The organism is Rhodococcus sp. NPDC003322, from assembly GCF_053589555.1.
Genome location: NZ_JBSFSC010000002.1, coordinates 503,086 through 514,901, shown reverse-complemented (window position 1 = coordinate 514,901; position 11,816 = coordinate 503,086). Strand labels below are relative to the sequence as shown.

Annotated in this window: 10 protein-coding genes; 5 read left to right on the top strand and 5 right to left on the bottom strand. The window is 70.6% G+C overall.

What is annotated here, in order from left to right; genetic code table 11:
* Positions 1–7 precede the first annotated feature (7 nt).
* Positions 8–928 (bottom strand): alpha/beta hydrolase, encoded by a 921-nt coding sequence (locus ACWDUM_RS08775; protein ID WP_450133661.1) that lies wholly within the window; start codon positions 926–928, stop codon positions 8–10.
* A gap of 82 nt (positions 929–1,010) precedes the next feature.
* Positions 1,011–2,522 (bottom strand): acetyl-CoA hydrolase/transferase family protein, encoded by a 1,512-nt coding sequence (locus ACWDUM_RS08770; protein WP_450133660.1) that lies wholly within the window; start codon positions 2,520–2,522, stop codon positions 1,011–1,013.
* A gap of 166 nt (positions 2,523–2,688) precedes the next feature.
* On the opposite strand from ACWDUM_RS08770, the gene ACWDUM_RS08765 reads away from it, so the two are divergent.
* Together ACWDUM_RS08765 and ACWDUM_RS08760 are read left to right on the top strand one after the other, a co-directional pair.
* Positions 2,689–3,156 carry an FABP family protein gene (locus ACWDUM_RS08765; protein WP_450133659.1) on the top strand — a complete coding sequence of 156 codons (468 nt, stop codon included), beginning with the start codon at positions 2,689–2,691 and terminating at the stop codon, positions 3,154–3,156.
* Between the two features lie 247 nt (positions 3,157–3,403).
* Positions 3,404–4,207 (top strand): SDR family oxidoreductase, encoded by an 804-nt coding sequence (locus ACWDUM_RS08760; protein ID WP_450133658.1) that lies wholly within the window; start codon positions 3,404–3,406, stop codon positions 4,205–4,207.
* A 22-nt stretch (positions 4,208–4,229) separates the two neighbouring features.
* Here the strand turns inward: ACWDUM_RS08760 and ACWDUM_RS08755 are convergent, their stop codons facing one another.
* Positions 4,230–5,297: an MBL fold metallo-hydrolase gene (locus ACWDUM_RS08755; protein ID WP_450133657.1), complete on the bottom strand. Its 1,068-nt coding sequence runs from the start codon at positions 5,295–5,297 to the stop codon at positions 4,230–4,232.
* A 150-nt stretch (positions 5,298–5,447) separates the two neighbouring features.
* Here ACWDUM_RS08755 and ACWDUM_RS08750 point away from each other — a divergent pair, with 150 nt between their 5' ends.
* From ACWDUM_RS08750 to ACWDUM_RS08740, 3 genes are read left to right on the top strand one after another with little or no spacing between them, the layout of a single operon-like run.
* The gene (locus tag ACWDUM_RS08750) at positions 5,448–5,852 is read left to right on the top strand and encodes a VOC family protein (protein WP_450133656.1); all 405 of its coding nucleotides are present in this window, start codon (positions 5,448–5,450) and stop codon (positions 5,850–5,852) included.
* A 50-nt stretch (positions 5,853–5,902) separates the two neighbouring features.
* Positions 5,903–8,041, top strand: a complete 2,139-nt coding sequence (locus ACWDUM_RS08745) for a thiamine pyrophosphate-dependent enzyme (RefSeq protein ID WP_450134186.1) — start codon at positions 5,903–5,905, stop codon at positions 8,039–8,041.
* A gap of 38 nt (positions 8,042–8,079) precedes the next feature.
* Positions 8,080–9,603 (top strand): hypothetical protein, encoded by a 1,524-nt coding sequence (locus ACWDUM_RS08740; protein ID WP_450133655.1) that lies wholly within the window; start codon positions 8,080–8,082, stop codon positions 9,601–9,603.
* A 7-nt stretch (positions 9,604–9,610) separates the two neighbouring features.
* Here the strand turns inward: ACWDUM_RS08740 and ACWDUM_RS08735 are convergent, their stop codons facing one another.
* Together ACWDUM_RS08735 and ACWDUM_RS08730 are read right to left on the bottom strand one after the other, a co-directional pair.
* Positions 9,611–10,294 (bottom strand): rhomboid-like protein, encoded by a 684-nt coding sequence (locus tag ACWDUM_RS08735; RefSeq protein WP_450133654.1) that lies wholly within the window; start codon positions 10,292–10,294, stop codon positions 9,611–9,613.
* Positions 10,295–10,328: 34 nt separating this feature from the next.
* On the bottom strand, positions 10,329–11,771 hold the full coding sequence (locus ACWDUM_RS08730; RefSeq protein WP_450113214.1) for an ABC1 kinase family protein: 1,443 nt from the start codon (positions 11,769–11,771) through the stop codon (positions 10,329–10,331).
* Positions 11,772–11,816: the final 45 nt, after the last annotated feature.

Sequence of the window (11,816 nt, the reverse complement as noted above, 5' to 3'; positions counted from 1 at the left end):
CCGCGGGTCAGGAACGGCTGCGTTCGGCGTCGCCCAGAGCCGCGGCCAACGCTCTCATCTGTTCGTTCCGGTAGGCGCGGGAGATGGCCGACCGGCCCTCGATCAGGTCGAATCCGTGGTAGGCGCCGGGGACCACGTGCAGCGTGCACGGCACTCCGTCGTCGTTCAGGCGCGCGGCGTAGGCGATGTCCTCGTCGTGGAACAGGTCGTGCGTGCCGACCCCGATCCACGCCGGGGGCAGGCCGACGAGGTCCTCGTACCGTGCGGGAGCGGCGAGTGGTGGCACCTCACCGCCTGCGGCCGGCCCCAGGTAGGAGCGCCAACCGTAGCGGTTGCTGGCGGCGCTCCACACGCGCAGTGATCGCTCGTCGACGTCTGTTCGCTCCGTGGTCCGGTCGTCGAGCATCGGGTAGGACAGCAGTTGGAACGCTGGTTCGATCTCACCGCGGTCCCGGGCCAGCAGTGCCAGCGCCGCGGCCAGGCCGCCGCCGGCGCTCTCGCCGGCGATCGCGATCCGGGTGGCGTCGACGTCCGGTTGGTCGGCGAGCCAACGCAACCCGGCGTAGCAGTCCTCCAGCGGCGTCGGGAACGGGTGTTGTGGTGCCAGCCGGTACTCCACCGAGGCGGCAACGGCGCCCAGCCGTCCGGAAACCTTGCGGCACAGGTGATCACCCATCGCCGCGCTGCCGATCAGGTAGCCCCCGCCGTGGATGAACAGCAGGCCCGGCGCCGGTCGGGGCACCGACTTCGGCCGGAACACGCGGACGGTGACGTTCTCGTCGACGTGGACGATCTCACCGCCGCGCGGAGGCACCGCCCCCGCCCGCTGCGTGAGCCACCGGATCGGGCCCGCGGTGCGCGGGGTGACCACGGTGCGCGGCAGGAACCGCGCGAACCGCAGCGCGGGATCGAAAGTGTTCTCGGACATCGGCCCCCGTCCTTCCGTCCCGACCGCTCGAGACGATCGGAATGGTAGAGGACGGGCGGACTCTCCGGGAGGCTCCCGGCTGCTAGGGCAGCATCGACCCCGTCGCGTTGAACCGCTCGTGGAACGAGAACGCCTCGCCAAGCAGGTGCGGGGTGTGCCCGACGCCGGGCTGCGCCTGCGCCCGCGCGAGGTAGTCGTGCAGCGCCGGACGGAAGCTCGGGTGGGCGCAGTGGTCGATGATCACCTGCGCGCGCTTGCGGGGGGACAGGCCACGCAGATCCGCCAGACCCTGCTCGGTGACGAGCACCTGGACGTCGTGCTCGGTGTGGTCGACGTGCGGGACCATCGGCACGATCGAGGAGATCGCGCCGCCCTTCGCGGTGGACGGGCTCAGGAACAGCGACATGTATCCGTTGCGGGCGAAGTCGCCGGACCCGCCGATGCCGTTCATGATCTTCGTGCCCATCACGTGGGTGGAGTTCACGTTGCCGTAGATGTCGGCCTCGAGCATCCCGTTCATCGCGATGATCCCGAGCCGGCGCACCACCTCGGGATGGTTGCTGATCTCCTGCGGGCGCAGCGTGATGTGCTTGCGGTAGAAGTCGATGTTGTCGGTCAGCTCCGCCAGACCCTTCGCGGACAGCGCCAGCGAGGTCGCGGACGCGTGCGCCACCGCGCCGTCCTTGATCAGCCGCAGCATCGAGTCCTGGATGACCTCCGAGTAGCAAGTCAGGTTCTTGTATCCGCCGCGGTCGAGGCCGCCGAGAACAGCGTTCGCCACGTTGCCGATGCCGGCCTGCAAAGGCAGCAGCGTGTCGGCGGGCAGCCGGCCCGCCTTGACCTCGTGGGCGAAGAAGTCGAGGACGTGCCCGGCGATCGCGAGGCTCACGTCGTCGGGCTCGGTCAGTTCACTGGCGCTGTCGGGCACGTTCGTCTCGACCACCGCGACCACCTTCGCCGGATCCACCCGGAAGGTCGGCTGCCCGATCCGGTCCTCGACGTGGGTGAGCTCCAACGGCTTGCGGTGCGGGGGCAGGGCGGTGCCGTAGTAGACGTCGTGCATGCCCTCCATCGCCTCCGGCACCCACGAGTTCACCTCGAGGATGATCCGGTCGGCGACGTCGAGCCAGGTCTTGTTGTTGCCGATCGATGCGGACGGGATCAGCTCACCGGACTCGGTGATGCCGGAAACCTCGACGACCGCCACGTCGACGTTGCCGTAGTAGCCCTCCCACACCTGCTGGGCGACGTGCGAGAGGTGGATGTCGACGTAGTCCATCCGGCCTTCGTTGATCTTGCGGCGGGCGGTCGGCTCCGACTGGTACGGCATCCGCAGCGCGATGCCGTCGATCTCGGCGAGCTCCCGCTCGGTCGCGGAGGACACCGACGCGCCCGTGAGCAGGTTGATGGTGAAGTTCGAGCCCTCGCCGCGTACGGCGTGGATCCGCTCGGCCAGCGCGGGAATGACGACCTTCGGGGTGCCGGCAGAGGCGAAACCGCTGATCGCGACGGTGTCACCCGGATGAATCTGCTGCACCGCGGCTGCCGCCGAAGTCACTTTTTGGGCGAAGGTGGAGTTGTGGATCCTGCTCACGCTCTGCTCGTTCCCGCTTGGTTGGTGACGCACTAGCAGAACTGAATGTTATCGGCATGTCGATAGTCCACTGAGTGGTGGCCCACCTCACGTCGGCGCGGACGGTCAGGCACAATGCCGACGACAGCGGGCGTCGAACCCGGATGCGAAGGCGCGGAGGTGTCGGATGGACGGGCGGAACGATCCGCTGGGTGACCTGGGTGTTTTCGCTGGAACGTGGGTCGGCGGCGGTGACGGTCACTACCCGACCATCGACGACTTCTCCTACGAGGAGGAGATCGAGTTCACGGCGACGCCGGGCAAGCCGTTCCTCGCGTACCGGTCCCGGACCTGGTCACCGGGACGGCAGCGACCGATGCACACCGAGAACGGCTATCTGCGGCTCGCCGACGGGGCCGTCGAGCTGCTGGTCAGCCAGCCGACCGGCTTTGTCGAGATCCAGCGCGGCGAGCTGACCGGCGGGGTGCTTGATCTGACGCCCGTCTCCCTCGCCGCGTCGCCCGACGCCAAACCCGTGCACGAGATCCGCCGCAGGATCGTCGTCGCCGGCGACGTCCTGTCCTACGACCTGTGGATGGCGCACGCCGACACCCCGCTCACCCACCACCTGAAGGCGGAGCTCACCCGGGCGTGACACCGACGCCGCGCCGCTCGGCCGCTCTCGGTATTGACGCGCGGACGGGCTGATCCGGCGAACCGCCCGCTGGATGGGACGACCCCCGTGCCTGCCGCGGGCTGCGCACCTAGCGTGACGAGGGCGGACCCGGCGATCCCGCCACCCGCTGCACACACAGCCGCTACCTTCGACCGGCGGCTGTGAGCGGTCCGTCCGCCGAGGCGCGCGGATTCGAGTGCGTCACCTGCATCGCGAAGGGAACACCATGGGTACCTACGTCCTCACGGGCAGCGCATCGGGGATCGGTGCGGCCACCAAGGCCCGGCTCGAGTCCGATGGTCATCGGGTGATCGGGGTCGACGTCCGGTCGGCCGAGGTCACCGTCGACCTCCGCACTGCCGCCGGCCGGGCCGAGGCGATCGAGCAGGTCACGAGCCTCGCCGGCAGCTCGATCGACGGCTTCGTCCCGTTCGCCGGGCTCGCCGCGGCCGCCGGTCGCCCCGCCGCCGACCTCATCTCCGTCAACTATTTCGGCGCGATCGAATTGCTCGAGGGGCTGCGCCCGCTGCTTGCCGCGGCCGCGCGGCCGTCCGTGGTGCTGATCAGCTCGAACTCGACGACCAGCCAGCCCGGATGGCCGGTCGAACTGGCCGACGCCTGCCTGGCCGGTGACGAGGCGAAGGCCGTGGAGATCGCGGACGGGTTCGGCGAGCTCGCCGGACTGCAGACCTACCCGGCGACCAAGGCTGCGCTCGCCTGGTACGCGCGGACGAAGTCGGCCGAGTACATGGCGGACGGGATCCGGCTCAACGCCGTCGCCCCCGGCTTCGTCGACACCCCGATGACGCAGGCCGGGCTGCAGGACCCGGGGATCGGGCCCGCCATGGAGCAGTTCCTCGCGACCATCCCCGCCGGGCGCGGCGGCACCCCGGAGGAGGTCGCGGCACTGGTGGCGTTCCTGCTCGGGCCCGAGTCGACCTACTTCGTCGGTTCGGTGGTGTTCGTCGACGGCGGCACCGACGCCGCCTTCCGCGGCCGCGACTGGCCGAAGGCGTGGGAGCTCGGCTAGAGCACGCACGCCCGGGGCCGGTTCACCTCGACGGCAGGTCGAACGTCAGCAGCGAGGGCTGCAGATAGTCCGCGGGGTCGACGAGCAGGCGCAGTTCGGGTGGATTCGGCAGGCTCTCCAGCGCCTGCCGCAGCCGTGGTTCGTAGGCGGCGGCCGGTGCGGAGACCGGTGCGAGCCAGTTGTCGTGGTGGGTGGGGACGAAGATGGACGGTCGCAGTGCCCGGATGTAGTCGAGCGGGTCGCCGAGCCCGTTCGTGTACTGGTTGTAGCCCTGGATCGAGCCGATCTGGACCGAGGACGCGGGCAGCTCCCGCAGGATGTCGAGGACGTGCGGTGCGTCGGTGAGGATCGGACCGGAACTGTCGTGCCAGGTGAGCACGAAGTCGCCGATTTCGAACTGGTAGAGCAACGATCCGCCCTCGGCGTCGCCCAGGTGCGCGCCCAGGTGCTCGATGTCCTGGAGGGTCGGCGGATGTTCGAGAGTCGGGCTGAAGTCGGGCGCGAGGACGAGCGGTGCCTGCTCACCCCGCTGCGGCCGCAGCGCGGAGTGCAGGTGCCGGACGGCGCGGACGGTGACGCCGGGCAGCGTGAATTCGGCTCGATCGGAGTTCAGGGGATGGGTCCGAAGCGTTGACGCGGCCTGTTGTCCGATATGGCGGCAATGCTCCTCGGTTCCGACAACGGTTGCCCCGCAAAGGGATGCGATCTCGGCCGCGTCCGCGGCATGGTCGAAGTGCCCGTGCCCGACAAGGATGTGGCTCGGCATCAACGCGGCCAGCTCGGTGGGGCTGGTCGGCACATACGTCGAGAACTCGCCCCTGGGCACCCAGGCGTCGAGGAGGACGACGTTGCCTGCGATGGCCATCGCGAAACTCGTGACACCGAACCACGAGAGGATCGCCTTGGACGGATCCACCTCGCCGGTGCCCGCATCGACATTCGCGACGCCGAAGAACCGCTGACGTGCGGCGACGGTCGGGCTCGCACCCGCAGGCACCGACGCCGACGCGTTCGGCGCCACCAGGGCGGACACCGCGGCAGCGGCGGCCCCCACCACGAAGGTCCGGCGGCTGACTGGGGTCGATGACATCGTCGCAGTCTATGGTGGCGGCCCTCGCGCGATGGGCACCGAACCGGGATCGGACCGCCGCGATGAGTTTTCGTGACCGTGTCGGTCTGTACTTCCGACAGTCACACCCCGAGGATGGAAATCAGTCCTCCACACGAAACGGAGCCCCCGATGTCCCGCATGCTCTTCCCCAATCTGCCGGTCGGTGACGTCTCCGCGACGCGGAAGTTCTTCGACGGCCTCGGCTTCGAGTTCAACGAGCAGTTCTGCGACGAACAGACCGCGTGCATGGTGATCAACGACCAGACGATGGTGATGCTGCTGGAGGAGCCGCGGTTCCGTGACTTCATCGCCGACGACATCTGCGACACCGCCAAGGCCCGCGAGGTGCTGCTGTGCGTGTCCGCGGAGAGCCGCGACGAGGTGGACAGCCTCGTCGAGCGGGCCATCGCGGCAGGTGGAACCCCGTGGATGGAACCGCAGGACCACGGCTTCATGTACGGCCGGGCGTTCCGCGACCTCGACGGGCACGTCTGGGAGGTCATGTGGATGGACGCGCAGGTCCCCCAGGGCTGAGCGCTCCCGACGACCCCGTCGGCGCCCACTTCGCCGCCGCCGTCCGCACCATGACGGCGGCGCCCGGTGCGGCGCCGGCGGGGTTCGTGCGTTCCGGCTCGGAGCTGACGGTCGAGCGGTGCCTCGATCTGTTCGACGCGCAACTCACCAGCAGGCACCTCGATCTGGCCGCGCGCCGGCTGCGCGCGGCGGGACACGGCTTCTACACGATCGGCTCGGCCGGGCACGAGGGCAACGCGGCGGTCGCGGCCGCGCTGCGACCCACGGATCCGGCTCTGCTGCACTACCGTTCGGGGGCGTTCTTCCTGGAGCGGGCCCGGCAGGTCGGTGGCCGGGACCCGGTTCGGGACGTGCTGCTCGGTGTCGTCGCCGCCGCGGCCGACCCGATCGCCGGCGGCAGGCACAAGGTGTTCGGTCGTCACGACCTGTCGATCATCCCGCAAACCTCCACCATCGCCTCGCATCTGCCGCGGGCGGTGGGGTTGGCGTTCGCGATCGAGCGCGCGAACCGGCTGGGGGTGGAGTCGGGGTGGCCTGCGGACGCGGTCACCGTCTGCAGCTTCGGGGACGCCTCCGCGAACCACTCGACCGCGGTCGGGGCGATCAACACCGCGGCGAACCTCGGGTACCGCGAGTTGCCGCTCGCGCTGCTGTTCGTCTGCGAGGACAACGGGTTGGGCATCAGTGTGCCCACCGCTCCCGGCTGGATCGCCGCCGCGTATTCCGGACGCGCCGGTCTCGAGTACTTCGCCGCCGACGGCTGCGACCTCGCGGACGCCTGGGACGTCGCCGCCCGCGCGTCGAATTGGGTACGGACACAACGACGACCGGCCTTCCTGCACCTGAGTGTCGTCCGGCTGCTCGGGCACGCTGGCTCGGATGTCGAGTCCGCGTACCGCACGCCCGCCGCGATCGCGGCGGACCTCGACCGGGATCCGCTGATCGCGACCGCGCGGCTGCTCGTCGCCGCCGGCGCGCTGACGTCCGAGCAGGTGCTCGACCGGTACGTGCGGGTGGGGGACCGGGTGGAGGGCGCCGCGCACGCCGTGACCTCCGCCGCGCCGCTGCGCACCAGGGCGGAGGTCACGGCGCCGCTCTCCGCCCCGGCGCCCGCGGTGGTCGCCGGACACGTGCGGCACGTGCGTGAATCGGCCGACACGGCAACGGGATCGCGGGAACCGCTGACCGTCGCCCGCGCGTTGAACCGGGCACTGGCCGACGTGCTGGCCGCCGAGCCCGGCGCGATCGTGTTCGGCGAGGACGTCGGCCGCAAGGGTGGGGTGTACGGGTTGACGCGGGGTCTCGCCGACCGGTTCGGCGCCGCCCGGGTGTTCGACACCCTCCTCGACGAGCAGGCCGTCCTCGGTCTCGCCGCCGGCGCCGGGCTCGCGGGCCTGCTGCCGATCCCGGAGATCCAGTACCTCGCGTACCTGCACAATGCGGAGGACCAGATCCGTGGCGAGGCAGCGACATTGGGCTTCTTCTCGGCGGGGCAGTACCGCAACCCGATGGTGGTGCGGGTGGCGGGCTACGGCTACCAGGAGGGCTTCGGCGGACACTTCCACAACGACGACGCGGTTGCGGTGCTGCGGGACGTGCCCGGAATCGTGGTCGCCTCCCCGGCCCGGCCCGACGACGCGGCGGCAATGCTGCACACCTGCGTCGCCGCCGCGCGCACCACCGGCGCCGTGTGCGTTCTCCTCGAACCGATCGCCCGCTACCACACCCGGGACCTACACGACCCCGGCGACGACGGGTGGCTGGCCGGATATCCCGCGGTGGGGGAGCACGTGCCGATCGGCGCGGCCCGCGCCTACGGGGACGGGGCCGACCTGACCGTCGTCACCTTCGGCAACGGCCTGTACCTGAGCCTGCGGGCGGCCCGGCGACTCGAGCGCCGCGGGATCCGGGCCCGGGTGCTGGACCTGCGTTGGCTGGCACCGCTGCCGGTGGGCGACCTGCTGCGCGAGGCGGCGGCGACGGGCCGGGTGCTCGTCGCGGACGAGACCCGCGCGTCCGGCGGCGTGTCCGAGGGCGTGCTGGCCGCACTCGTCGACGGCGGGTTCACCGGGGCGATGGCCCGGGTCGCCAGCGCCGACAGCTTCGTCCCGCTCGGCGACGCGGCCCGGCTGGTGCTGCTCTCGGAACACGAGATCGAGGCGGCCGCGATCGAGTTGGTGCGGCGATAGCCCGCCGGGACCGACCGGTCCGTGGCAGGATCCACGCCATGTTGGACAGCCGACCAATTTCGCGTGTGGTGGCCCTGCTCGCCACGGTGACGGCGTGCGCGTTGTCCGTCCCCGCGGCGTCGGCGCAGTCGGCAGGCCCGGCCCCGGCGGCCGCGCTCGTCGCCGGCGCCACCAGGGAACTGCCCGCCGACTTCTTCGGGCTCAACGGTGCCCGCATCATCTCCCCCGAGAACGCCGCACAGTGGCACGATCCGGTGTTCCGGCAGGCGCTCGCCGGTGTGGGCGCCGGCCTGATCCGCGTCCAGGGCGGCACGACCTCCCAGTGGATCGACTGGCGCACCGGGCTGTTCGACGAGCGGGACGGCAGCCAGTTCGCCGGCCGCAACGCCGGGCGCGCGCCGTTGCTGCTCACCGACTGGGCGGACATCGTGGCGCAGACCGGGGCCACCCCGATCTTCGACCTCAACGTGCTCACCTCCACCGTCGACGAGCAGATCGCGATGCTGCACGAGGCGCGTCGGCTCGGGATGACCGTGCGCTTCGTCGAACTCGGCAACGAACTGTGGGATCCCGGCCCGTACTACAAGCAGGTCTATCCCACCGGCGCCGACTACGCGCGGGCGATGAACGGGTGGATCACCGCGCTGCGGGGCGAGTTCCCCGACATCGAGATCGCGGTGTCGGGTGCGGACGACTCCTCCGCGGTCACCGCGATCCTCGGCGACCGGTTGCAGACCTGGAATGCCGGGCTGTACGCGAACATCCGCGGCGCCGACGCCGTCGCGATCCACCCGTACTGGGTGCCGGACCCCATCCAGGCGGACGTCGCCTCCACCGCGGCCGGCGGACTGGCCGCATGGGCAGCCTTCACCACCCGGGTGCTGCCCGCGGTGCCAGCCGAGATGGACGTGTGGATCACCGAGTACAACCAGATCAACCTTCCGCTCAGCGAGATCCCCGGATTCCCACAGGAACTGGTGCACGGCGTCCCTCAGACCTGGGCGGTCGGCCTCGGCGTCGCGGGCTTCGCGCTGGCGAGCATGCAGGAACCGCGGGTGACGATGTCCGTCGTGCATGCCGCCCTGGACGGGCTGCCCGCGGCCGCGAACCGGGCCGCGAACGGCAACGAGGAGATCCACGCCGTCCTCGCGGACGGGTCCGGCAACTCCGTCGAGTTCGGCCGCACCGCGATCCACGAGGCGCTGACCCCGATCCACGAACGGGCCCGTGGTGGCGGCCCGGTACGGGGCCTGCGGACCGAGTCCGTCCCGGAACCGACCGCCGTGCTCGCGTCGCCGGCCGGCGTCACACGGACCCCGGCAGTCGTCGGCACCGAGTTCGTCGGCGAGCGGCCGGGCGCGTTCCTGCTGAACCTGAGCGACCGGCCGGTGCCGGTGGCGCTGCCCGCGCCGCTCGCGACCGCGACCGCGGACACCGTCTCCGCGCCGCCACTGAGCAACCCGGCCTTCACGCCGTCCGACACCCTCACCCGCACCACTGCGGACGTCACCGGGGAGGCGGTACTGCCGCCGTACTCACTGACCGAACTGTCCGCGCGCTGAGACGGACTCAGCCCGCCGGCTGGGGACGCCGAACCATCGCGCGGGCGGCCGCCACCGGATCCCACACTCCCGGCCGGGTGACGGTGAGTGGATAGCAGGCGAACCCGAGCAGCGCCGCGGTCAGGTGCCCTACATCGGTGAACGTCTGATTCACGAATACCGGCACCGCGAAGAAGACCACCACCCCCAGGGCGTACGCATACCGCCACGGCGTCGCGATCCGGTAGGTGAGCACCCCCACCACACCGGCAAGGGCGTAGCTGACACCCACGTCGAGGGTGTTCACGGCCGAGACGGGCGCGTCACCGTGCCGGATCGCCCAGTACAGGACCCCCTCGCTGAGGTAGGTGGCGCCGACGTGCGCGATCACGCACACCGTCACCCAGCGCAGCGTCCCCAGCCAGCGTTCGGCCGGCACATGGAAGATGTTGTAGAGCAACAGGTAGGAGATCCACGGGCCGCCCGCGAGCCAGAAGGCGCTGGTCACCAGAACCCGCAGAGGGTCCTCTCGCAGGTGGTGCAGGTTCGTGGACCGGTCGCCGAGCACCTCCTGCAGCACATGCTCGGGCAGGTACCGCGCGACGACCGTCGTCACCAGCAGGATCGCCAGCCAGATGAACGTGCCCGGGGCGCGGCGAATGTACGCCCACACCGCGGACGCCGACTGACGGAGCCGATCCCGGACGGCCATGGTCTCCAGTGTGACCCCAGACCCCGACCGTTCGTCAGTCCTCCGGGAGAGTGACCCCGAGTTCCTCGGCGCGCCGCGCCACCTCGTCGGGGAAGACGTTGCGGAACAGGTACAGGTCGCTGCCCATCACCCACCCCGGCGCCATCCGCGTCGCGTACCGCTCGAAATAGCCGAGTTGCTTGCCGAACAGGACCAGTTCCTCCGGGCTCGCGACACCCCACTGCTTGCCGATGCTCACCAGCGCCACGATCAGCGAACTCAGCTTCAGCTCACCGAGGTCGTTCGAGAAGACCGGCGCCAGAGCAGCCCCGACCTGGGCACCGATCTCCGCGTCGGTGGCATCGACGTCGGCGGTGTAGCCGAGAGAACGGATCCCGCGGGCAACCCGTGAATAGTCGCCGTCGAGCAGGGTGGCGTGAAACATGTCCCGCAGGATCGCCCGCCACGTCTCCGGCAGCTCGCCGACGATGCCGAAGTCGAGCAACGCGATCCGGCCGTCGTCGAGGAGCCACAGGTTGCCCGCATGAACGTCGCCGTGGAACGGGCCGTGCAGCGTGATCGCCTCGATCCACGCCTTGACCCCGCGACGGATCAGGAGGCGCGTGTCGAGCCCGGTGGCCGCGTCGTCGCCGCCGGCGGCCGATCCGGTGCCGGCACCGCCGGTGGTCGGCTCGATGCGGTCGAACGGAATCCCGTGCATCCGTTCCATGCAGATGACGTGCGGGCCGCAGTACGGCCAGTACACCTCGGGCGCCGTCACCCATTTGTTGTCGCCGAACGCCCACAGCGCGTCCCGGAACCGGGTCTGACGGTCCGCCTCGACGGCACTGTTGAGCTCGGTCATCGTCGCGTTGTGCAGGTCGCGGATGATCGCGGTCGCGTTCGCGATCCGGAAGAACTCGTGCAGCCGCTCGAGCTGCCGGGCACCCCAGTACGCGGTACGCAGGTCAAGCAGCATCCGATGGTGGATGCCCGGGCGCTGCACCTTGATCACCGCCTCCCTGCCGTCCGGCAGGACGCAGGCGTGCACCTGGGCGACCGACGCGGCCGCCAGCGGTCGGTCGTCGAACTCCGCGAACAACTCGGTGACCGGGAGGCCGAGGTCCGCCTCGATCACCGAGCGGGCCACGGTCGCCGGCACCGGCGGCACGTCGTCGAGACAGCGTAGACACGCGTTCGCCAGGGGTGCCGGGAACATCCCCGACGACGAAGCCATCAGCTGCCCGAGCTTGACGAAGGTCGGCCCGAGGAACTCGAACCCGTTGACCACGCCCTCGGACGCCGCATCTGCCCACCCCATTCCGCGGCGGGTGAACGGCTTGGTCACGGTCGCGTACAGGGCGCAGGCGAGCAGCACGACCCCGACCACCAGCGCCCGCCACAGCTGCGCCGGACCGAACCGGTCCAACTCGGGCACGTGGACGGACAGTGCGTCCGCGGGCGGCCCCGACGAATACGGGCCGACCGGGTGGGGCAGGGGTTCGGTCACGTTCACCTCGCTTCGGGTCCAGCCCGACACACT

Coding starts and splice junctions, on each gene's coding strand:
- ACWDUM_RS08775 (WP_450133661.1), bottom strand. CDS start 928: ATGTCCGAGAACACTTTCGATCCCGCGCTGCGGTTCGCGCGGTTCCTG.
- ACWDUM_RS08765 (WP_450133659.1), top strand. CDS start 2,689: ATGGACGGGCGGAACGATCCGCTGGGTGACCTGGGTGTTTTCGCTGGA.
- ACWDUM_RS08760 (WP_450133658.1), top strand. CDS start 3,404: ATGGGTACCTACGTCCTCACGGGCAGCGCATCGGGGATCGGTGCGGCC.
- ACWDUM_RS08755 (WP_450133657.1), bottom strand. CDS start 5,297: ATGTCATCGACCCCAGTCAGCCGCCGGACCTTCGTGGTGGGGGCCGCC.
- ACWDUM_RS08750 (WP_450133656.1), top strand. CDS start 5,448: ATGTCCCGCATGCTCTTCCCCAATCTGCCGGTCGGTGACGTCTCCGCG.
- ACWDUM_RS08745 (WP_450134186.1), top strand. CDS start 5,903: ATGACGGCGGCGCCCGGTGCGGCGCCGGCGGGGTTCGTGCGTTCCGGC.
- ACWDUM_RS08740 (WP_450133655.1), top strand. CDS start 8,080: ATGTTGGACAGCCGACCAATTTCGCGTGTGGTGGCCCTGCTCGCCACG.
- ACWDUM_RS08735 (WP_450133654.1), bottom strand. CDS start 10,294: ATGGCCGTCCGGGATCGGCTCCGTCAGTCGGCGTCCGCGGTGTGGGCG.